This window comes from Polaromonas sp., from assembly GCF_010365105.1.
Taxonomy (GTDB): Bacteria; Pseudomonadota; Gammaproteobacteria; order Burkholderiales; family Burkholderiaceae_C; genus Polaromonas.
Map to the genome: position 1 here is coordinate 25,466 of NZ_JAAFGZ010000008.1, position 21,529 is coordinate 46,994.

Sequence of the window (21,529 nt, forward strand, 5' to 3'; positions counted from 1 at the left end):
AAAACCGGGGTTTACGCACATGCAGCAAGCGCTGGCAGCTACTGAAAAAATAGCGCCCCAGGTTCTCAGGCCTCGGGCGCTTGCGGGATCACCACGGTAAACACCGTTCCCCCTTCCAGCGTCGACGTAACCGACACCGTGCCCCCGTGCGCCTTGGCGATCTCGCTGACGATGAACAAGCCCAGGCCCACGCTGCGGTCGGCGTTCACCTGTTCGCAGCCGCGCACCATGGGTTCGAACAGTCCGTCCACGATGCCGGCGGGAATCGGCCTTCCATGGTTGTGTACCGAGAGCGAAAAAAACGCATCTTCCCGGGTCGAGGTGACGACCACCGGCGCGCCGGGCTCGCCATAGGCCATGGCGTTGGACACCAGGTTGCCGACCAGTTGCGCCAGCCGGTCGGCATCGGCCGTGCACCGGCTGGCCCCCTGCCGCACATGGCGCAGCACACGGCCCGGATACACCTGTGACAGTTCCTGCACCGCCCCGGCCACCGTCGCGTGCAGGTCGATGGACGCCGGCGACACCGACAGGCCGCTGCCCAGCCGCGCCTGCGTCAGGTCCAGCAGATTGGCAATCAGGCGGCTGGCCCGGTCGCCAGCCCTCAGGATGAGGTCCAGCACATCCGACTGGTCGGCGGTGACGCCGCCCTTGCCCAGCAGTTCGGCGCTCATCAGCATCGCCATGATCGGATTGCGCAGGTCATGGCTGACGATGCCGACCATCTGCTCGGCAAATATCGCCCGGTCGCTGGCTTCGGCCTGAAGGTCGTTGGCATGCGCGACCATGGCTTCGAGCTTGGTTCGCGCCTGCACCAGTTCCTTTTCATACCTGTCGCGGTCCTGCGCGACAAACACGGCGAATTCATCCACCACCTCGCCATGCTGCGCATGCCGGCGCGCATTGAGCAGCATGGGCAGCTGCTGGCCGTCCTTGCGCAGCATCTGCACCCGCACTTCGGAGACAGAGCCCTGCAGCTGCAGCAGTGGCAGCGAATGCGTGCAGTGAAAAATGCGGCAGCCCGTGGTCAGCAGGTCCTGGAACTTGCGCTGGCCGACCAGCTCGCCCGGGGTGTAGCCCAGCCATTGGCAAAACACCAGGTTGGCCCGGCGCAGCAGTCCCTGCGCATCGGTCTGCGCCAGCCCGCAGGGGGCCTGGTCGAGCAGGTCCTGCGCTTCGCTGGCAATCGCTGCAGGGATGGTGTTTTGAGTTTCCAGCCCCTGGCTGACCAGGAAGTCATTGATCGCCTCGGTGATGGCGCCCGGCGCGCTCAGGTGCGGGCAATGGCCGATGTTGTTGATGATCTTCAGCGTGGCGTTCGGCATCGCCTGGCGCATGTACTGGCCCACTGCAACCGGGGCGATCAGGTCGTCGCTGCATTGCAGGATCAGCGTGGGCGTCGTCAGCCGGGGCAGTTGCGCGCGGTGGTCGGACAAAAAGGTGACGCGGGCAAACTGCCTGGCAATGTCCGGGTCGGTGCGGCAAAAGCTGCTGGCGAGTTCCGCGCCGAGTTCCGGCCGGTCGGGCGCGCCCATGATTACGGGCGCCATCGTGCTCGACCAGACGAGGTAGTTGTTGTCCATGCTGCCGAGCAGCGCATCGATGTCCGCGCGCTCGAAACCGCCGGTGTAATTCCCGTCGTTGAGGTAGCACGGCGACGGGCCGATCATCACCTGGGCGGCGATGCGGCCAGGCGCTTTCAGGTCGGCCAGCAGGCCGATCATGGCGCTGACCGAATGGCCGACGAAAACCACCGGACCCTGGCCGAATTGACTGACCAGTTCCAGCACGTCATCGGCATAGCTTTGCAAAGAGCTGTATTTTTGGGGGTCATACGCCGAAAGGTCCGACTGACCGGCGCCGACCAGGTCGAAGGTCACCGTGCGAAAGCGCCTGGCACAGGCCGGCTGCACCAACCGCCACATGGTCTGGTCACAGCCAAAGCCGTGGGCAAAGAAGAGGGTTGCCGGACCACTGCCGGCGACTTGAACGTGATGGCGCCGCTCGACAGTCATGGCTTGCATTCAGTGCAAATAAAGGCCTTCAGGCCAGAGCAAAAGCATAGGCCTGAAAGAACCGCTGCACCAGAGACATTGCTGGTGAAATCGTCAGGACACGTGTTGAGCTTGTGGTCTTCAATTCCATAACTTGCCGGGCTGCCGCAGGTTTCACCGGGTTGCTGGTTGCGGCCGGCCCGCCCCGGGAACTGCGCATTGCACCCCGGTTGCACCATCGTGAAGACAGTCATCCGCCAGATGCCCTAAAGTGGTGCTTCAGAGTTGACATGTTGAAACACCATGAACCCACGCTTCCTGCTTTTTCTGCTCGCCAGCCCGCTGCTGCTGGCGGCCTGTGCCTCAGGGCCCGCGCCGTCCGCGCCCGAAGTGCTTGAAAACTCGCTGGGCATGAAGTTTGTCCGGGTGCCCGCCGGGGAGTTCCTGATGGGCAGCGACGAAACCCCGCAGGCGCTGGCGCGCGACTATCCGCAGTACGAGCTGCGGCGCTTTGTCGAACTGGCCGACGAGGCGCCGGTGCACCGGGTGCGCATCAGCCGGCCTTTTTTTCTGGGCCAGCACGAGGTCACGGTCGGCCAGTTCCGCCAGTTCATCGAGGCTTCGGGCCATGTGCCCGAATCGGTGGCCGACGGCACCGGCGGCTACGGCTACAACCCGGCCTACGACCCGGCCGCGTCGCAACGCGGCGACCTGTTCGAACCCGAAGTATTCATGGCGCAATCCGGGCTTTGCGCAGGACGACGCGCACCCTGTGCTCAACGTCACCTGGAACGATGCCGTGGCGATGAGCCGCTGGCTGAGCCAGAAAGAAGGCCGGCGCTACCGCCTGCCGAGCGAAGCCGAGTGGGAATACGCCTGCCGCGCCGGATCGACGTCGCGCTACTACAGCGGCAACCCGCCCGAGTCGCTGCTGCAGATCGCCAACACCTTCGACGCCGATGCCGCCCGCCACTGGCCGGCCCTGCGCGCCCAGGCGCAGCCGGGGTCAGACGGCCATGCCTTCACCGCGCCGGTCGGCAGCTTCAGGCCGAACGCCTTCGGCCTGCACGACATGCTCGGCAATGCCTGGGAATGGACCGCCGACTGGCATGACGACGCGTATTACGCCGCCTCGCCGGCCGTCGATCCGCCCGGCCCGGCCGACGGCACGGTGCGCGTGCGCCGGGGCGGCTCCTGGCACACCTGGGCGCTGTATTCGCGCTGCAGCTACCGCAACTGGAATTCGCCGCAGACCCGCTATACCCTGGTCGGCATGCGGCTGCTGCTTGAAGCGGACAGCGCAGACCGCTGAAGGCTGAAAAAATAGCGGCTCCGCCGGCCTGCCGGTTTTTTGTGCAATGTGAAGTTTTTTCAGGAGTGCCGCATGGACCGCAAGAATGCCGACCGGCTGGCCCGGGCCACCGCCCTGTGGCGCCACACCGGCGCCGAACGCCCGCCCTTTGCACTGCCCACCGGGGCGGGCCAGGAGTCGGTCTGGGACTATCCGCGCCCGCCCCGGCTGGTGCCTGACGGCCGGGAAGTGGTCGTGATGGCCGGCAGCCAGGAGATTGCCCGCAGCCGCCGCACGCTGCGCCTGCTGGAAACCGCCAGCCCGCCCGGCTTTTATATTCCGGCGCAGGACGTGCGCACCGACTGGCTGGTGCCGGCGGGCGGCGCGTCGCACTGCGAATGGAAAGGCGAGGCGGCCTACTGGTCGGTGCGGTTGCCCGGCGGCGGCCTGCTCGACCGCGTGGCCTGGTCGTATGCGCATCCGCTGGCGCCTTACGAGGCGCTGGCCGGCCATTTCGGGTTTTATCCGCAGCACCTGGACTGCCGCGTGGACGGCCTGCAGGTGCAGCCGCAGCCGGGCGGTTTTTATGCCGGCTGGATCACGCCCGAAGTGGTCGGGCCGGTCAAGGGCGGACCCGGTTCAGGCGGCTGGTGAGCGGCCGGCAGCCGACGGACTGAAGCGGGCCTGCGCCTGGCGGCGGTTCAGCGTGCTGGCCTGGGCTGTTTGGCCATCCGCCGCGCGTCCTGAGGCCGGCTCCGGCGCGGGCTCATGGCCCACAGCAGCCCCAGCCCGACTGCACCGGCCAGCGTTACCGCCGCCACCGGCATGGCGCGCACCGCCAGCGTGCGGTAGCCGCCGTCGATGGTGTGAACGCGTGAGGGCTCGAACAGATTGCCGTTGGTGACCGGTGCCGGGTCGGCGCGCTCCAGCGACCGGTCGGTCAGCCAGCGCGCAAGGCGGCCGGTCAGCCCGGGCGCAACGGCATGCGCCAGCCGTCCGGGAATCGCCATGCTGCCGATGGCCGTGACATCGTGCGGCGCCCGGCTCAATGCCACCAGTGTTTGGGCCACCGCGCGCGGGTCCAGCACCGGCGGCGGCGGGTGCAGGCGCTTGCCGGTGTAATTGGCGCCATGGAACAGGCCCGGCGTGTCGACAAAGGTCGGGTAGACCTCGCAGACATGCACGTCGGGCAGGCTGCCCAGCTCGGCCCGCAGCGCCTCGGAAAAGCCGCGCAGCCCGAACTTGCTGGCGGTGTAGGCGGCGGCATACGGCGCCGGAACCCAGCCGCCTGACGAGATCATGTTGATCAGCGTGCCGCGTCCGCGCTGGCGAAAGTGCGGCAGCACCGCATGCGCGCCGTTCATGTGGCCCAGCAGGTTGGCCGCGATCACGCGCTCGTGCGCCTCCATCGGCATGGTGTCAAACGCGCCGACCGCGCCGACGCCGACGTTGTTGATCCAGACGTCGATGCGGCCAAAGCGCTGGATGGCCGCGTGGGCCAGCGCCTGCATGGCGTCGGCATCGGTCACGTCGGTCGGCACGGCCAGCGCCTGGGCATCGAGCAGCTCGCATTCAGCCGCCACCTTGTCCAGCGCCTCGGGGCCGCGCGCCGCCAGCACCAGGTGCGCGCCCGTACGCGCAAAAGCCAGCGCGGTGGCATGGCCGATGCCGCTGGAAGCGCCGGTCAGGACGACGACGGGCGCCGGTAAGTGGTCGGGGTGGGTGTTAAGCATGGGCGGGCCTGAAGTAAGGAGTGGTCAATGGGTTCAATCGTCCGGTGCAAAAACCCGGCTGTCAATCGGCGAAGGTGCCGGCCCGAATCGGGCGCCGGCCCATCAGTTTTCGGCGAGTGCCTGACTGCGGATAGACTTGTTGCACATTTTGTAACATTGCTTCTTTCGCAGGGACAGGCAGAACCGGTTTCCCGGCATGCCGATGAAAACAATGAAGCTCTTGAGCCGGCTGGGTAACGACTTGAACGACGCCTTGAGCGTCAGCACCAGCACGCCTGCCTATCGAGGCAGAAGCCGGTTTGCACCGCTCTGGGCCTTGCTGATCCTGGTCGTGGTGTCGTTCACCATGCTCTGGCTGGGCGACAAGCTCAACGCCAGCGGCATGGCGCTGACGCGTTTCATGGCCCGTGCGCAGGCGCCTCTGACGGCGCAGTTCCACTATCCGGCCGTGATGCGCGAGCAGATCACGGTGGCAATGTACGACCGGGAATTCCTCGACAGCAGCGCAAGCGCCTGGCCCATCAGCTACCAGGACCATGCCGACGGGCTGCTTCGCCTGGCGGGCGACCCGAATGCCCGGCCCAAAGCCATCATGCTGGACATCACCTTCGGCCAGGAACGCGATGATCCGACCATTTCAAGCCTGCGCCAGGCGCTGTGCAGGATTCAGAATGAATTCAAGGTGCCGGTATTTTTGGCGGCAATGCCCTCGCCCCAAACCGGCCGCCTGACCATTCGCGCCGGCCTGGGCGCTGACCAGCCCGGCGCCGCACCGGCCTGTTTCACGCTGGTGGGCGTGGACTACCTTCCCGATCCGCTGGATGGTCTGGCCTGGAGCTACCAGCTCAGCCGCCACCTGACCGATGACGGCTGGGTGTCCGGCCCTGCAAGCGAGCCGCTGAAGCAGCCGGCCTACCGCAGCGCCGCCCTGGCCATGGCGCAGGACGTGGCGCACCTGGACCTGGGGGAGGAAACCGTGCCCATGGCGCTGGTGTGGGGACACAACTCGGCCCCGCAGATCCACCGGCCAGAACGCCTGGCGCACTGTCGTCCCGGCGCGCCTGACCGCTGGCAACTGGTGCCCGGTGTGCTGCGCCAGCTCTGGGACGCCGACCGGCTGCCCTTGTGCCCCTACCACCAGACGCTGTCCATGGCCCAGCTGGCGACCCTGTCGGAAAGCGAGCTGGCGCCCTATCTGGCCGGGCGCTATGTGCTGGTGGGTGCCAACGTCCCGGGCTTCAACGATTTCGCAGATTCGCCCGTCCACCGCGTCACGCCGGGCATTTACATGCATGCCATGGCGCTGGACAACCTGCTGACCTACGCAGGCGACTACAAGCTCAGCGCCGAATGGACGATGCCGCCGTCATGGGCGCTGCTCAAGCCGGGCCTGCTGGCCATCCTGCTGGTCTTCGGGGTGCATCTGGCCTGGGATGCATTGCAGGCAAAACTGATCCGGTCGTTTCAGCTGCGTGGCTGGCCGCCAGCGCTGGCCAGCCTGCATGCGCGCTTCCAGGCGCAACCGGAGCGGACCCGTCGGCTGCTCCGGCTGCCGGTCAATGCGCTGGCCTGGCTGGCGCGGCTGGCGCTTCAAACCGTGGCGGTCATGGTCCTGATCGGCTGGCTGCAGTCCCATTTCCGCATCGGCATGCTGCCCGTGGTCGAGCTGGTGGGCATGACGCTGCTGGCCGAGGGCCTGGGTTATATGAAAAAGATCCAGGCCCTTTTCAAAACAACCGCTGCAGCAAGTGTCGCGACGCCCCCCTTTCCCGCATCCCCGCCAGTGACCTAACCCGAAGGACAACCAATGAAATTGCATGTTCCCCTGCTGATCGCCCTGCTGGCGCTACCCGTTTCTGCAGCGCTTGCGCAAGGCAAGGTCATTGCGCCCAGCCCGAGCACCCTGGCCAGCCTGGACCTGTACGACCAGCCCGGTGCAGCCGTGGCCGTGCGCCAGGTCAGCGTGGCAGAAGCCGGGCTGCCGCTAATCATTCAATCGACCAAGACCGGCTTTCACCAGGTCGCCATCGGCGGACAAAACTACTGGCTGCGTGGCATGCAGGTGCGTATCAGCCGCGACAGCACCGCCAGCTGCGGCACCGCCTCGCAGTCGGCCATGAATGCAACCATTGCCACACCGGGAGCTGGAAAAGATGCCTGCAAATAACGTTCCCGCGCGTCCCTGGCGCACGTTGCAGACCGGCGCAATGGCCTTGTCATTGGTGGTGCTGGCGGGCTGCGAAACCATGCCCAAGGGCATGCCGTCGCTGCCGTTCCTGACGCCAGCCGTCCCTGTCAGCCCCACCGCCGCGCTGCCGCCACCTGCCGCGCGTGCCTGGCCCGATGCCGCGCAGGATGTGCTCAACCAGCGCGCGCGCGGTTTTGGCCTGGTCAATGCCCCTGACCTGCAGCGTTACCTGAACAGCGTGTATGCCCGCATCAAAACACAGGCTGGCGTGGCCGACTGGCCCGGCGGCGTGCATATCCTGGCCAGCGATGCCCTGCAGGCCTATGCGACCGGTGCCGGAAATATTTACATTTCCATGCCGTGGCTGACCTCGGCGCAGAGCGAAGACGAGCTTGCAGCCCTGCTCAGCCATGAGTTCGGGCATGTCTACCTGCACTACCACGAGCTGGAAGGCGCGGTGCAAAGTGCCGACACGGTGACCGGCTTTCTGGCCATGGGCGTGGCAGTGGCGCGAAAAACCGCCCAGGCCACCGGCTGGAATGACGTTGACAGCCTGGTCACGGCCTACACGCTGGGACGCGGGCTGGTCACCACGGTGTATGGCCGCTCGCAGGAAAGCGCGGCTGACAACTTCGGCCTCAACATCAGCCTGAAGCTGGGCTATTCGTACGAGCATGGCATGAAGGCCTTTCTGGAGCGCCAGGCCAGCTGGGAAGAGGACAACGAACAGCGCGAAAAAGGCAAGAACGAGCAGATGCTCAAGACCATCAAGCTCCAAGCCATGGACAACGCCGTCAAGCAGAATCCCAAGGCCGGCAACAACGCCGCAAGCCAGTCGTTCGCCCAGTCGAGCGGCGAATTCAGCGGCAACCTGGGTGCCGCCCTGCAGCAGATGGCCTTCGACATCAACAAGGTGTCGGCAAAAGTGCGCAGCGACCACCCGCCGACCGAGGAAAGAATTGATGCGCTGGGCGTGGCTGTCGCGCCGTTTCCCGACATTCAGGTCAGCAAGGAGCCGGTGTCCAGGCCCTTGCAAAAAGCCTTGCAGGACAGGCGCACGGCAGCCATCCTGGCCAATTACGCGCTGGCCTTCAAGGTCATCAACGCACCCAAAGAGCCGAAATCCCTGGAACTGGCCAGGAAGTCGGCGACGGGCCCCACTGCCACGCATGCCGTGCCCCTGTTTGCGCTGTACACCGTGCTGAACGAGCAGCCAGCGCTGGCGGGCAGGCAGAAATCAGACCCTGGCCAGGTACTGGAAGCGAACTTTCTGTCTGAACCGGACCGGGCCTGGAAAACCTACCAGGAACGCAGCAAGCGGCTTCAGGATGGCCGTCAAACCGCCGCTGCCAAAAAGGTGATGGACCAGGGCATGGGCTACTTCCAGAATGCCGAGGAAGCCTGGCCCGATGCCATCCGTTTTTACGGCGAGGCGCAGGGCTGGGACGAGGCCAAGCGCATGGCGCAAAACTGCGGCAAGAACTTCCGGCGCGTGTCGGCGCGCTGCACGCAGGCCGCCACCAGCCCGTCCGAACAGGAAACGGTCGATCGCAAGACCAAGGAAAAAAGCGACCAGATTGCGAAAAAGCTTTTCAAAACGCCGTAGGGCGGCTGGGCAAGGAAAAACGTCCTGGTTCAGGCTTTGCCCGGCCGGTGGCCCCGTCGCCAGCCCTTACAACCCCAGCGAATCCGCATGCCGACGCCAGAATGCCGCATCGGGCACCTGGCCCCGGCCCGCCGCCAGGTTGTCCTGCATGTGCGCGGGTCGGCCGGTGCCCGGAATCGCACAGGTCACGGCCGGGTGGCTCAGCACGAACTTCAGAAGCACCTGCGCCCAGCGGGTGCAGCCAATGTCGGTTGCCCAGCCGGGCAGCGGCTTGCCGGCCAGGCGCCGCAGCAGTCCGCCGCCGCCAAAAGGCTGGTTGACCAGCACCGCCACGCCGCGTTCCTGCGCCAGCGGCAGTAAACGCTGGGCGGCAGCGCGGTCGTCCAGTGCATAGTTGATCTGCAGGAAATCGAGCTTTTCGGCGCGCAGCACCGCCTCGACTTCGGCATAGGCGGACGCGGTGTAGTGGGTGATGCCGACATAGCGCACCCGGCCGGCGTCCTGCAAGCGGCGCACCGAACCCAGCTGCACGCGCCAGTCCATCAGGTTGTGCACCTGCATCAGGTCGATGCGTTCTGTGCGCAGGCGGGCAAACGACTGCGCCATCTGTGCCAGGCCGGCTTCGCGACCGCTGGTCCACACCTTGGTCGCGACGAAGGCCTGGGCGCGGCTGCCGGCGGCGGCCAGCAACTCGCCGGTCGTGCTCTCGGCACGGCCGTACATCGGCGAGCTGTCGAGCACCGAGCCGCCGGCGGCAAACAGCGCCTCCAGTACGCCCGGCAGTTGGGCGTGGCCGGGCGTGCCCGGGGCCAGGTCAAAGCCGATGTAGGTGCCGCAGCCAATGACCGGCAGCGCTTCTCCGGTCGAGGGAATGGGGCGGGTGTCGATTGGGGCTGTCATGGGGATGGCCTGCTGTGGCGCAGGTGGTCGGGTTTGCGCAAGTGCCCCAGTCCACCACGGCGCCGCTACCGACAGGACGGCGAGTGCGCGTGCGGACTGGCGCAGGCCCATGCGCCGGTCCGCACCACGGGAAAGGGCTGGCGGAAGGTGCATGGGAGAAATTTGCCTGAACTTCAAAAGCCACGCAGCACAAAGGAATTGAATCAGGTGACCTCTCGAGGCAAACAGGGAGTCCTATTGGCTGGCTTGAGACGCCGCCACCGATGGGCGGTCCACCGCCAGCAGGGGTAATTTTTCCGTAAATGGAGTCGCGTGTTTTTTTACGGAGCCGTCAAGCTCGCTTACCCCGGTAAGTATTCGTACGGAATTGAAACGCCCAGTCTTACAGACCATCATCCAGCTGACTTCAGCACGTCATTCCGAGGGGTCTCGGGCTGCTGAGGCTTCGCATCCCTGAGGGACAAACTGGCGCCAAGCGTCAGATTGCCTGGAACAGGCGTGCGTGAAAAGTATGTGAACGAACAAATCAACACAAGAAGGCGAGACATGAGCATTCCACGCAAGAACACGACCTTGAAGCTGACCACGCTGGCCGCAGCCGTACTCGCGCTGAGCGCCTGCGGCGGCAGCAGCGACCCGGTCGAGAGCACCAACATCAAGCCGAGCTACCTGGGTGCCATCGCCACCGCCAGCTATGACGGCAGCAGCGACGACCTGCTGACCGCCGGCCTGGGCAAGACCGGACTGGGCGGTACCGCGCCAGCCGTCGCCGACCCGCTCAAGCCAACGCCTGCCGAATTGCGCAAGCTCGCCATCTTCAACAACTACCGCGCCATCCTTGACATCAGCGCGGCTGGCGGCTACGGCACGCTGTATGGGCCGAACGTCGATGCCAAGGGCGTCATCACCACCAGCGAAGGCAAGATCGCCGGCACCGAGTTCATCGCCTATTCGGACGACGGCACCGGCAAGCAGAACATCACCATGCTGGTGCAGGTGCCCGCCACCTTCAACCCGGCCAATGCCTGCATCGTCACCGGCACCTCCAGCGGCTCGCGCGGCGTCTACGGCGCCATCGGCTCGTCCGGCGAATGGGGCCTGAAAAACGGTTGCGCCGTGGCTTATACCGACAAGGGCACCGGCACCGGCATTCACGACCTGCAGAACAACACCGTCAACGGGCAGAACGGCGTTCGCACCGATGCTGCCACGGCCGGCAAGAACTCGATCTTCACTGCCGGACTGAGCGCCGCCGAACTGGCCACCTTCAATGCAGCCACGCCCAACCGCTTTGCCGTCAAGCATGCGCATTCGCAGCAAAACCCGGAAAAGGACTGGGGCAAGTGGACGCTGCAGTCGGTCGAATTCGCCTATTTCGTGCTGAATGAAAAATACGGCGACCTGGCCCGTGACGGCGTGACGCACCTGAAAAAGCTCACGCCATCCAACACCATCGTGATTGCCTCCAGCGTGTCCAATGGTGCCGGCTCGGCACTGGCGGCGGCCGAGCAGGACACGCAGGGCCTGATCAGCGGCGTGGCCGTGGCCGAGCCCGAAGTCCAGCTCGCGCCCGACAACCGGCTGAGCGTCAAGCGCGGCGCCACCACCCTGGTCGGCACCGGCAAGCCGTTGTACGACTATTTCACGCTGGCCAACCTGCTGCAGCCCTGCGCCGCGCTGGTGTCGCCCACGACGAACGCCTTCAATTCCGTCAACCCCACGATTGCCGCCAACCGCTGCAGCGCCCTTCAGGCCAACGGCCTGGTCACCGGCACCACGACCGCCGAGCAGGCCGCCAGCGCCATGGCCAAGCTGATCGAGGCCGGATGGCAGCCGGAAAGCACTGTGCTGCAGGCATCGCACTACTCGTTTGCCACGCTGTCGGTGGGGCTGACCTATGCCAACACCTACGGCCGCTTCAGCGTCAAGGACAACCTGTGCGGCTACAGCTTTGCCGCGACGGGTGCCACCGGCGCACCGACATCAGTCAGTGCGGCTTCGCTGGCGACCTCGTTCGGCGCGTCCAACGGCGTGCCGCCAACCATCGGCATCAACATCGTCAACAACCTCAGCCTGGGCGGGCCGCTGCTCGATGCGGCCTCGCTGTCGGCCGGCAACGTGCAGGACTACAACATCGCCGGCGCGCTGTGCATGCGCGAGCTGTTTACCGGCACCAGCGCCAACGCGGTGCGCGTGCAGCAGGGCATCAAGGAAGTGGTGCGCAGCGCCAACCTGCGCGGCAAGCCGGCGCTGATCGTGCAGGGCCGGGCCGACACGCTGCTGCCGGTGGCCTTCACTGGCCGGCCTTACTACGGCATGAACAAGATCGTGGAAGGCACCGCTAGCAAGTTGTCGTACATCGAAGTGACCAATGCCCAGCATTTCGACGCCTTCCTCGCCTTACCGGGCTATCCGGAGCGCCTGGTGCCGCTGCACCGCTACTTCATCCAGGCAATGGACATGATGTATGCCAACCTGAAATCGGGCGCCGCCCTGCCGGCCAGCCAGGTGGTGCGTACCGTGCCGCGCGGCCTGAACGGCACCGTTGCCAACCCGATCAGCACTGCCAACGTGCCGCCGATCCAGACGAAGCCGGCTGCTGCTGACCAGATCACGTTTGCCAACAACGTGCTGACCATCGCCGACTGATCGTTTTCAAGTCTCTTGCAAAGCCCGTGGCGCCGCCTGTGCGCCACGGGCTTTTTTCATGGGGATTGAAACAGGCAGCGCGTTCGTCGTGTCCGCATGGCTATTGGCTGCTGACGTCGTTCTGGACGGCGTCCAGCGGCAAGGTACTCTCCGCCAGCATCACCTCGACCTGCATGTCGTCAAGCTGCAGCGGCTGCAGCCCGTAGTCCGAGATAAACGCCACGTCGGCCGCGTCATGGCCGTAGGCCAGCACGATGCGGCCGCCGCGCGGCGCGTCCTGCGTGGCGTCGAAGGTGTACCAGCGACCGCCGACAAAGGCTTCGAACCAGGCATGCAGGTCCATCGGCTTGAGCCCGTGCAGGTAGCCGACCACCATGCGCGCCGGAATCTGCAGGCTGCGGCACAGGCCAATGCCGACATGCGCAAAATCGCGGCACACGCCTGCGCCATGCTCCAGGGTGTCGAGCGCATCAGTGCTCGGGGTGCTGACGCCGTAGCGGTATTCGAGGTTGTCGTGAATCCAGGCGCGTATCTTTTCGACCTGCGCATAACCGGGCGGTGCCAGTCCGACCACGGTCAGCGCCTGGTCCTGCATCATGTCCGACGGGCAGTAGCGGCTTTGCAGCAGGTAGTGCAGCACGTCGGCGGGCAGTTCGGTGATGGGCGTCTTGGGCGCGTCATGCGCCACCGCGATGTGGTCTTCGACTTCCATGACCACTTCGACGTTGATTTGCATCTGCCCCTGCGGCACGACCAGGCGCTGGCACAGGTTGCCGTAGCCGTCGGCAAACTCGTCCACCGGCGCCCAGGGGTGCAGGTCGTAGCGTTCGCTGACCACCCACTGCGTCTGGCCGCTGCGCGGGCGCAACATCGCCACCATGGGGCAATCCGAGGCAGCGGTCACGCTGATGGAACAGGCAGCTTTGAGCTTCATGGAGGGAAAGGTAAAAAAATGGCAGGGAGGGCGCGAGAAGCTTTAGCTTAGCGTGCCTGTCATGTCCAGCTTGTAGGCTGAAATCCGGCGGCTGTGCAGGTGCGAACTGTTTCAGCCGCAAGCGCATGGCCAGCAGATGAAAAATTGATTAAAGTAGACGTTTACGCTGGACTGGCATTGGTTTGATGCTATATAAAAAATAGCAATCAAAGCGATCGTCAACACCGGCTCCCGTTCCGGCCTGCCGCCCCCGGGGTGCTGCGGTGCGGTGAATGTTCCCATGCTGACAAGGCAACGTCTGACAAACGCCAGGACGCTGCTGCTTCAGAATAAAAACACATGGCAGCGCTGCAGCGAAGACTCGGGGAGCAGGCCTGGCACCGACAACGCAACGCTGACTGAAAGCACACCAGCCACGACAGGACTCGCACCATGAACCAGCAACGCGTTGAAGGGCAGGCAGGCCATGCCGCCGCACCTTGCGTCAGTCCGGCTTTTGGCCAGCTGCGGGACAGCTTCCAGTTCCTTCGCGGGTTTGTGCGCAACCCGGCCCAGGTCGGCTCTGTCATTCCGAGTTCGCGCCAGCTGGAGCAGCGGCTGGTGCGCAGCGCGCGCATCGGCGACGCGCGCATGGTGGTCGAACTGGGGCCGGGCACCGGCGGAACGACCTCGGCGTTCCTGCGCGCCATGGCGTCCAACGCGCAACTGCTGGCCATCGAGCTGGACACCGAATTTCACCAGCGCCTGCATGCGTCGATCCGCGATGCGCGCTTCAGTGTCGAACTCGGCAGCGCAGAGCGCCTGGACGAGTTCCTGAGCGCGCGCAGGCTGCCCGCGCCCGATGCGATCATTTCGGGCATTCCGTTTTCCACCATGCCGGCCGAGGTCTCTGACCGGGTGGCGTCCAGCGTGGCGCGTGTGCTGCGTCCGGGCGGACGCTTTGTCGCCTACCAGGTGCGAGCGCATGTATCAAGCTTCGTGTCGCCCTACCTTGGCAAGCCTGAAAAGAAGTGGGAAGTCGTCAACGTCCCGCCGGTGCGCGTGTTCACCTGGGTCAAGCCCGAAACTTGAGCCCGGCAGGGCGGGAACCCCACCTTCCGGATTCAGCGCTTTAGCTTCAGGGCCGTTCCGGTATGGCCAGACCCTTGACCACTGCCGGCCGTTCCACGAAAGCCGCCAGAACCCGCTTGACCTGCGCGAAGTCGTCGAATCCCACCAGCTCCCCGGCCTCGTAGAAGCCGACGAGGTTGCGCACCCACGGAAAGGTGGCGATGTCGGCAATGCTGTACTGCGTGCCCATGATCCAGTCGCGGCCTTGCAGCCGCCGGTCCAGCACGCCGAGCAGGCGCCGCGCTTCGGCCACGTAGCGATCGCGCGGTCGCTTGTCTTCATAGTCCTTGCCGGCAAACTTGTTGAAAAAGCCCAGCTGGCCAAACATCGGACCAATGCCGCCCATCTGGAACATCAGCCACTGGATCGTCTCGTAGCGGCCGGCCGCGTCCTGCGGAATGAGCAGGCCGGTCTTGTCGGCCAGGTAGAGCAGGATGGCGCCCGACTCGAACAGCGCCAGCGGCTTGCCGCCCGGACCGTTCGGGTCCAGGATGGCTGGAATCTTGTTGTTCGGGTTGAGCGACAGGAACTCCGGCGTCATCTGGTCCTGGGTTTCAAAGCTGACCAGGTGCACCTCGTATGGCAGCCGGGTTTCTTCCAGCAGGATGGAAACCTTCACACCGTTGGGAGTGGGCAGCGAATACAGCTGAAGCCGGTCAGGGTGCAGGGCGGGCCATTTCTGGGTCACGGGAAAGGCGGCAAGATCGTTCATTCGGCTTCCTGGGGCGGTGAATGCGGGACAAAGGCCCCACGGGAGCACGCATTCTGGCCCGAAGGCCGTTGGCCTGCAGCCGCACATCGCAAGTCCACGCCGGTGATGCAGGTCACCGGGACGGATTGACACCGGCGGGTAAACAGCTGCCCGGCGCTGCCCGTTCTAATTTTGAAAGCGCACGCGGTGAGCGCTTGCCGGCGGAAAAGACCGGCAGCGCCTAGCGCCCCACCACCGACCAGCCGGCGTGCTGGTTGGCCCTGTTGTTTTCGTATTCCCACGCAGTGCCGCAGCGGTCGCAGCGGTAGCTGGTGAGGGTGACCAGACTGGCGCCGCGCTTTTCCTGGCGGTTGCCGCCCTGCACCAGTTCGGGATGGCCCGGTGCCTTGCGCCAGTTGCGCTGGATGCCGGCGCACGATTCGCACAGCGCCATCTTCTTCAATTCGTTCTTTCGGTTCAGGTCTTCGGTCATGGTGTTGCTGCTTTTCTGGTAGGGCGAGGTTGCCTTGGGGATTAAGGCTGATTGTCGCTGACGCCAATTTGGCGTCAGGCGCCAGCGCCACTGCCGTCCGGCAAACGCAGGCTGCGCAGGCGCTGGTGCGCCGCGTCGTCGTTCTCCACGGGCAACTGCTGCCGGGCGTTCAGGTAATGGCCGGTGAACACATCGAGGTAAGCCTCCAGCGTCTGCGCCGCATGCGGCTCGCCGGCCAGTTCCAGGCACAGACCAGCGACTTCCGAGGTGCAGAAATGGTCCGCGCGTTTGGCCCGGCGCAGCCGGTAGCGCGAGAGTTGCTCGCCCTGCAGGCTGAGCACCGGCAAATGGTCGAGGTAAGGGCTTTTGCGAAACATCTTGCGCGCCTCGGGCCAGGTCGCGTCGAGCAGCACGAACAGCGGCCGCCTGCCATCATGCGGATGGGCGGCTTGCAACTGTGACACGACCCGCCCGTCGGCCACGAATTCCCCCGGAAACACCAGGTAGGGCTGCCACTGCGGATCGGCCAGCAGCGCCAGCAGCGCAGGGTCCACCTCGGTGCGCGCCCAGCCAAAGGCAAACGTGTCGGCCACCACATCCGCAATCAGCCAGCCGGTGTTGCTCGGCTTGAGCGGCTCGATGTCGGCCATGATCAGGCACACCCCGGCGCGCACCGGCACCAGCGGGCGCAAGGCGCACAGGCAGTGGCTGGGAAGCAGGCGGCAACCGGCGCAGCGCTCGCCGCGCGGCCCGCCACGGGCCAGAAAGGGTTTGGAACTGCGCGCCAGTCGCGCGGTGCGCAGGCGGGAGACGGCGTGGGGCATGGGCGCGAGTCTAGCGCAGCATGGCGGCCGGCAAGCTGCACAGTCCCACGCCATACTCCGGCGTGCCAGGACGCTTGGGACCCCCACGCTGACGGGGCTGGAAATGGCTCGGTAGTCAAACGGGTTGTTGCCATTTCCCAAGCCGCCGCGCCGCTTTGTTGTCTAAACTGGCAGGCTGCGGCAGATGCGCGATGGCCGACTGTTTCGATTTGGAGTTCTGCCTGCATTCACGTTTCCGACAAGAAAAAACCGTGCGCAGCCGACTGACGTGACAGGTCTGTTTTTTTCAACATCCCCGCCACCACGTCACAGGAGTCCACATGAAACGTCGCAAAATCCTGCATGGCTTTGCCCAGGTCTTCCTGGCATTGGCCGTGCTTCCCTTCAGTGAACTTGCCATGGCAATGACCAAACTCATGAAATCCAGGTCCGAGTGGCAGCAACAGTTGCCCGCTGCAAATTACGCAGTGCTGTTCAAGGACAGCACCGAGCGCGCTGGCAGCAGCCCGCTGAACGATGAAAAGCGTGCCGGAACCTATGTCTGCTTCGCCTGCAATTTGCCCTTGTTCAAGAGCGAACTGAAATTCGACAGCGGCACTGGCTGGCCCAGCTTTTTCAATGTGATTCCCGACGCCGTAGAGACGCGCCTTGATTTCAGCATGATCTGGCCGCGCACCGAATACCACTGCGCCCGCTGCAACGGCCATCAGGGCCACCTGTTCAAGGACGGCCCGCAACCGACCGGTTTGCGTTATTGCAACAACGGCGTTGCGCTTCAGTTCATTCCCGCAGGCGAAAAACTACCGGAGTTGCGCACATGAAAAACTGGCTTCAATCCCTTGCCGCCCTGGCCCTGACCCTGCTGGTCGGCCAGGCCGGCGCGCAGACCCCTTCAGCGCCAGCCCCTGCAGGCCAGAGAGCAACGGCGATCTTTGCCGGCGGCTGCTTCTGGTGCGTGGAAGCCGACTTTGAAAAACTGCCCGGTGTCATCGCCGCCGAGTCGGGCTACACCGGCGGAAAAACTGCCAACCCCACTTATCAGACGGTGAGCGCCGGCGGCACCGGCCACACCGAGGCGGTTCGGCTGACCTACGATCCCGGCGTTGTCAGCTACCCGGTGTTGCTTGATTTCTTCTGGCGCCACATTGACCCGACCGTGAAGGACCGGCAATTTTGCGATGTCGGCGACCAATACCGCAGCGCCATCTACTACAACAGCCCGGCACAAAAAGCCCTGGTTGAAGCCAGCAAGGCGGCCCTCTTGAAGTCCGGCGTGCTGAAGGAAATCCATACCGAGATCGCTCCGGAATCGGCCTTTTACCTGGCCGAGGACTACCACCAGAGCTACTACAAAAAGAACCCGCTGCGCTACAACTATTACCGCCTGACATGCGGCAGGGACAGCCGCGTCGCGGAAGTCTGGGGCACCAAGAACTGAGCGCTTGCGGGTAACCCCATCGCCAGCGGCCGCATTCGCCGCAGGGCTGCTGAAATTGGTGGCAGCGTGTATTGGCCTGTGGCCCTGCCGCAGCGCCTAAGGCATGGTGGCCGGGATTTGTGACCCGTTTGGACCTGCCTTTTTCCTGATGGCAACCGGCAGTTACCATGCAACTCCTCACACAAGGTCATCCTTTAGAAAGAACACGGTATGCGCGATAACTTTTGGCCGGGCATCATGCGGGCAGTTCGGGTCGGTTTATTGGCCACGCTGGCAGGCGCGGTGGTGGTGGGCTGCGGGGGCGGCGACGGCGGCGGCGCCGTGCCTCCGGTCGTGCAGGCCAACCCCACGACCCCGTGGGAGGTGATGACGGCAGGTGATATTGCGCAGTGTCTTCTTCGGCCTCCGCGTGACACGGCTGCCGAAAAGACAGCAAAGCTGGTCGAACGCCAGCTGGCTGACGCGGGCAGCAATTCCAACGTGCTGACCCTTGGAGACAATGCCTATTTTTTGGCCGGCTCCAACCTGGGCTACACCGATTGCTATGAAAAAACCTGGGGCCGGTTTATCAATAAAACCTTCGCAATTCCAGGCAACCACGACTATGAAGGCGGCGACAGCAACGATTACTTCGGTTATTTTGGGGCCAAGGCCAACCCCGATGGCAAGCGCACCGGCTACTACCGCATTGACCAAAACGGCTGGACCGTGTTTGCGCTGAACAGCAACATCGATGCGACAGCCGCTTCAGTCCAGGCACAGTGGCTCAAGCAGGAGCTGGCCACCGCCCAGCCCTGTGTGGCGGCGGCCTGGCACCACGCCCGCTTCACCTCGGCGCCCGATGGCGACAACACCAAGATGACCGCCATGTGGGACATCCTGGACCAGGCCAAGGCCGATGTGGTGCTGCAATCCCACGAGCACCAATACGAGCGCTTTGCCCCCATGACCGCAGACGGCACGCTGTCCGCTACCGGCGGCATGCGCTCATTTGTAGTCGGCACCGGCGGCGCAGAAACTTACGCGCACGCTACGGTACGCGCGGGCAGCGAGAAGCAGTTGGAAACCTTTGGCGTGATGCGTTTGTCGCTGTCGGCCGGCAACGCCAAGTGGCGATTCATTGACGTGGACAACGCCGTGCGCGACGAAGGGGCGTTTGAATGCCGCAAGAAGTAGTCGCCTGTGGCAGGCCCTGGCTGCCGGCCCCGCACGGCCAGGGCCGCCGCATGGCTTATTTGGCCGGGCGGTGCAGCGCGCAGAGCTTGTTGCCGTCGGGGTCGCGCAGATACGCCAGGTAGATCTTGCCGACCGCGCCATCCCGAAACCCCGGCGGTTCTTCACACGTCGTGCCGCCGTTGGCAAGGCCGGCCGCATGGAATGCGTCACCTTGTTCCGGCGACGCCACGTCAAACCCGATGGTGCTGCCATTGCCGTGCGTCGCGGGTTCGCCATTGATGGGCGTGGTGATGGCGAACGAACCCGTAGGGCTGCGGTAGAAATACCGGTTCTTGTTGGCAACCCCCGGGCTCATTCCCAGCGTGCCGAGCAGCGCATCGTAAAACTTCCTTGAAACTTCCAGATCGTTAACACCAAGCATGACGTGACTGAACATAATTTTCTCCGTTGGGTGCCCGGTGGCGGGCGAAGTAGGGCCGGGGGAATGGTAATGGATAACGGGTCAATGCCTGGCTGGCCCGAGCCACCGGGCGCGGCATTCAGAGCGGCACACGCCATCGGCTGGCAGGGGCTGCTTTCATGTGAAATCGGTCGCTTCCGCTGGCCCTGACTGCGCAGTCTGCTATCAATATTAATTTTTCTGATTGTTCAAGTCTTTACACCGGCCCTTGATACTTCAGAGGCTTCGCAACGGTTTCACAACGCTTCAGCAGGACATTGACATGAACCACAAAGTATTTCTTTCGCTGGCCGCGCTGGTCGTTTCCTTCGCCGCGTCAGCCGCCAAGGCGGGTACGGTCAACTTCGATTCAGGCAGCGCCAAAGTGCATAACGTCCAGATGATCAAACATCAACAGCACCGCAAGCACAAGGTATGGGTGCCTGCCCACCGCTCACACGGCCACCTGGTCAGGGGCCATTACGTCTGGCGCTGACACCGCTTGGACCGCAACCTGGACAGGGCAGGGCCAAACCGGCGGCCACCGCCGCATGCTGCTGTGCAGCACTTGATTTTCAGGCTGAGATTCAAGCGAAAAATGCCTCTGGTGCATGCCCCGTCTGCGCAAGCAGCTATCAAGTGTGTAGCAAAAAGCATCCGGAACAACGGCGGTGAGCCGTATTTGGGTACTATTTGCCGTAAAAATTGCGGTGAATAAACGCGACAATCGCCGCATGCGTCCCCATCGACCCCCCCGCAATCCGCGCTATATCTGGCAACTGCCCGACTGGCCAAACCTCACCTGCGACGTTGCCGCACTGGCCGCACCCCTGGCCCAGGTGCACCGGGCGCAAGGTCAGCTCATGGGGCGCATGGCTGAGCTGGGCATGGCCCAGCGTGAACAAGCGACCTTGCAGGTGCTTACCCAGGAAGTCATCAAGACCAGCGAGATAGAAGGCGAACGCCTCAGCCTGGACGCCGTGCGCTCGTCCATCGCGCGCAGGCTGGGGCTGGACATTGGCGCACTGGCCCCCAGCGACCGGAAGGTGGACGGCGTGGTGGATGTGGTGCTGGACGCCACCCGCCACTTTGACCAGTCCCTGACGGCAGAGCGCCTGTTTGGCTGGCACGCCGCTTTGTTCCCCACCGGCTACAGCGGCCGGGTGCGCATCACCGTGGCGGCATGGCGCACGGATGCCAGCGGTCCCATGGAAGTGGTGTCCGGCCCTGTGGGGCGGGAGAAAGTGCATTTCACCGCACCGCCTGCCAGCACGTTGCTTGCGCAAACCGATGCGTTCCTGAAGTGGTTCGAGGCCGCCCCGGTGGGCGACGCCCTGATCAAAGCCGGGCTGGCGCACCTGTGGCTGGTGACCCTGCATCCGTTTGACGACGGCAATGGCCGCATCAGCCGCGCCGTGGGCGACATGGCGCTGGCGCGCGCCGAAGGCACCCGTCAGCGCTTCTATAGCTTCAGCGCCCAGATACAGCGCGAGCGCAAGGACTATTACGACCAGCTGGAGGCCACGCAAAAAGGCCCGCTGGACGTGACGCCCTGGCTCGGGTGGTTTCTGGGCTGCCTGCTGCGCGCCGTTCAAGGCGCAGACGCCACGCTGGCCGGCGTGCTGGACAAGGCCCGGTTCTGGCAACGCTGGGCCGGCACGCCCATGAATGCGCGGCAAACCCAGGTGCTGAACCGCGTGCTGGACGGCTTTGAAGGCAAGCTCAGCAACGCCAGGTGGGCCGCGCTGGGCAAGTGCTCTGCGGACACGGCGCTACGCGACATCAATGATCTGCTGGCGCGCGGCGTGCTGCGCAAGCTGGAGGGCGGTGGACGCAGCACGGGATATGCGTTATGTGCCAAATAGGCACTTGGCGCTTGTGGAATGTGCGCGAGCAGCTATCAAATTAAATAACGATCAGCCATGAAAAAAGTGTCTCGCATGGCGTCTGCCGTACCCGATGCTGAATCGGCGTTGTATTCCAGCATCCATGCGCTGGTCCTGTCCGCCCGCAACACCGTGGCACGTGGCGTTAAGCGGGTAGCCGGTGTGCACCAATTTCGA

At 64.6% G+C, this 21,529-nt stretch carries 19 protein-coding genes and 2 pseudogenes; 12 read left to right on the forward strand and 9 right to left on the reverse strand.

What is annotated here, in order from left to right; translation table 11 throughout:
* Positions 1-65: 65 nt before the first annotated feature.
* On the reverse strand, positions 66-1,244 hold the full coding sequence (locus GZ092_RS07080) for a PAS domain-containing sensor histidine kinase (protein WP_363254343.1): 1,179 nt from the start codon (positions 1,242-1,244) through the stop codon (positions 66-68).
* A pseudogene (locus tag GZ092_RS07085) lies at positions 1,218-2,015 on the reverse strand (alpha/beta hydrolase); the annotation flags it as partial. The gene GZ092_RS07080 and the pseudogene GZ092_RS07085, both read right to left, overlap by 27 nt.
* Positions 2,016-2,405: 390 nt before the next feature.
* Here GZ092_RS07085 and GZ092_RS07090 point away from each other — a divergent pair.
* Together GZ092_RS07090 and GZ092_RS07095 are read left to right on the forward strand one after the other, a co-directional pair.
* A pseudogene (locus tag GZ092_RS07090) lies at positions 2,406-3,306 on the forward strand (formylglycine-generating enzyme family protein).
* A gap of 72 nt (positions 3,307-3,378) precedes the next feature.
* Positions 3,379-3,939: a DUF427 domain-containing protein gene (locus GZ092_RS07095; RefSeq protein ID WP_293635688.1), complete on the forward strand. Its 561-nt coding sequence runs from the start codon at positions 3,379-3,381 to the stop codon at positions 3,937-3,939.
* A 47-nt stretch (positions 3,940-3,986) separates the two neighbouring features.
* Here the strand turns inward: GZ092_RS07095 and GZ092_RS07100 are convergent, their stop codons facing one another.
* The gene (locus tag GZ092_RS07100) at positions 3,987-5,018 is read right to left on the reverse strand and encodes an SDR family oxidoreductase (RefSeq protein WP_293635690.1); all 1,032 of its coding nucleotides are present in this window, start codon (positions 5,016-5,018) and stop codon (positions 3,987-3,989) included.
* A 196-nt stretch (positions 5,019-5,214) separates the two neighbouring features.
* Here GZ092_RS07100 and GZ092_RS07105 point away from each other — a divergent pair, with 196 nt between their 5' ends.
* Genes GZ092_RS07105 through GZ092_RS07115 form a run of 3 tightly spaced genes read left to right on the forward strand, consistent with a single transcriptional unit; the run spans position 5,215 to position 8,812 of the window.
* A complete protein-coding gene (locus GZ092_RS07105; RefSeq protein ID WP_293635692.1) occupies positions 5,215-6,810 on the forward strand; it encodes a CHASE2 domain-containing protein in 1,596 nt (531 codons plus the stop codon).
* Between the two features lie 15 nt (positions 6,811-6,825).
* Positions 6,826-7,185, forward strand: a complete 360-nt coding sequence (locus GZ092_RS07110; protein ID WP_293635694.1) for a hypothetical protein — start codon at positions 6,826-6,828, stop codon at positions 7,183-7,185.
* Entirely contained in the window at positions 7,172-8,812 is a 1,641-nt protein-coding gene (locus tag GZ092_RS07115) for a M48 family metallopeptidase (protein WP_293635696.1), read from the forward strand. Before GZ092_RS07110 ends, GZ092_RS07115 begins: the two co-directional genes overlap by 14 nt.
* Positions 8,813-8,878: 66 nt before the next feature.
* Here the strand turns inward: GZ092_RS07115 and GZ092_RS07120 are convergent, their stop codons facing one another.
* Positions 8,879-9,712 carry an aldo/keto reductase gene (locus GZ092_RS07120; RefSeq protein ID WP_293635806.1) on the reverse strand — a complete coding sequence of 278 codons (834 nt, stop codon included), beginning with the start codon at positions 9,710-9,712 and terminating at the stop codon, positions 8,879-8,881.
* Between the two features lie 546 nt (positions 9,713-10,258).
* Here GZ092_RS07120 and GZ092_RS07125 point away from each other — a divergent pair.
* The gene (locus GZ092_RS07125; RefSeq protein WP_293635698.1) at positions 10,259-12,361 is read left to right on the forward strand and encodes a D-(-)-3-hydroxybutyrate oligomer hydrolase; all 2,103 of its coding nucleotides are present in this window, start codon (positions 10,259-10,261) and stop codon (positions 12,359-12,361) included.
* A gap of 100 nt (positions 12,362-12,461) precedes the next feature.
* Here GZ092_RS07125 and GZ092_RS07130 read toward each other — a convergent pair whose 3' ends face one another.
* Positions 12,462-13,295, reverse strand: coding sequence for a transglutaminase family protein (locus tag GZ092_RS07130; protein ID WP_293635700.1), 834 nt, complete (start codon positions 13,293-13,295; stop codon positions 12,462-12,464).
* Between the two features lie 432 nt (positions 13,296-13,727).
* On the opposite strand from GZ092_RS07130, the gene GZ092_RS07135 reads away from it, so the two are divergent.
* Positions 13,728-14,366, forward strand: a complete 639-nt coding sequence (locus GZ092_RS07135) for a methyltransferase domain-containing protein (RefSeq protein WP_293635701.1) — start codon at positions 13,728-13,730, stop codon at positions 14,364-14,366.
* 46 nt (positions 14,367-14,412) lie between these two features.
* On the opposite strand, the gene GZ092_RS07140 is transcribed toward GZ092_RS07135, so the two are convergent.
* The 3 genes from GZ092_RS07140 to GZ092_RS07150 form a co-directional block, all read right to left on the reverse strand.
* A complete protein-coding gene (locus tag GZ092_RS07140) occupies positions 14,413-15,117 on the reverse strand; it encodes a glutathione S-transferase N-terminal domain-containing protein (RefSeq protein ID WP_293635702.1) in 705 nt (234 codons plus the stop codon).
* Between the two features lie 220 nt (positions 15,118-15,337).
* Positions 15,338-15,589 (reverse strand): hypothetical protein, encoded by a 252-nt coding sequence (locus GZ092_RS07145; protein ID WP_293635703.1) that lies wholly within the window; start codon positions 15,587-15,589, stop codon positions 15,338-15,340.
* A gap of 74 nt (positions 15,590-15,663) precedes the next feature.
* The gene (locus GZ092_RS07150) at positions 15,664-16,413 is read right to left on the reverse strand and encodes a tRNA-uridine aminocarboxypropyltransferase (RefSeq protein WP_293635704.1); all 750 of its coding nucleotides are present in this window, start codon (positions 16,411-16,413) and stop codon (positions 15,664-15,666) included.
* A gap of 320 nt (positions 16,414-16,733) precedes the next feature.
* Here GZ092_RS07150 and msrB point away from each other — a divergent pair, with 320 nt between their 5' ends.
* The 3 genes from msrB (at position 16,734) to GZ092_RS07165 (ending at position 19,027) form a co-directional block, all read left to right on the forward strand.
* A complete protein-coding gene (gene msrB / locus GZ092_RS07155; RefSeq protein WP_293635705.1) occupies positions 16,734-17,234 on the forward strand; it encodes a peptide-methionine (R)-S-oxide reductase MsrB in 501 nt (166 codons plus the stop codon).
* Entirely contained in the window at positions 17,231-17,851 is a 621-nt protein-coding gene (gene msrA, locus GZ092_RS07160) for a peptide-methionine (S)-S-oxide reductase MsrA (RefSeq protein WP_293635706.1), read from the forward strand. The genes msrB and msrA overlap by 4 nt, the downstream gene beginning before the upstream one ends.
* A 210-nt stretch (positions 17,852-18,061) precedes the next feature.
* Positions 18,062-19,027, forward strand: coding sequence for a metallophosphoesterase (locus tag GZ092_RS07165; protein WP_293635707.1), 966 nt, complete (start codon positions 18,062-18,064; stop codon positions 19,025-19,027).
* 55 nt (positions 19,028-19,082) lie between these two features.
* On the opposite strand, the gene GZ092_RS07170 is transcribed toward GZ092_RS07165, so the two are convergent.
* The gene (locus GZ092_RS07170) at positions 19,083-19,463 is read right to left on the reverse strand and encodes a VOC family protein (protein ID WP_293635708.1); all 381 of its coding nucleotides are present in this window, start codon (positions 19,461-19,463) and stop codon (positions 19,083-19,085) included.
* A 286-nt stretch (positions 19,464-19,749) separates the two neighbouring features.
* Between GZ092_RS07170 and GZ092_RS07175 the strand changes: the two genes are divergently transcribed.
* Positions 19,750-19,962 (forward strand): hypothetical protein, encoded by a 213-nt coding sequence (locus tag GZ092_RS07175; protein ID WP_293635709.1) that lies wholly within the window; start codon positions 19,750-19,752, stop codon positions 19,960-19,962.
* A 238-nt stretch (positions 19,963-20,200) separates the two neighbouring features.
* Positions 20,201-21,331, forward strand: coding sequence for a Fic family protein (locus GZ092_RS07180; protein WP_293635710.1), 1,131 nt, complete (start codon positions 20,201-20,203; stop codon positions 21,329-21,331).
* The last annotated feature ends 198 nt before the right edge of the window (positions 21,332-21,529 follow it).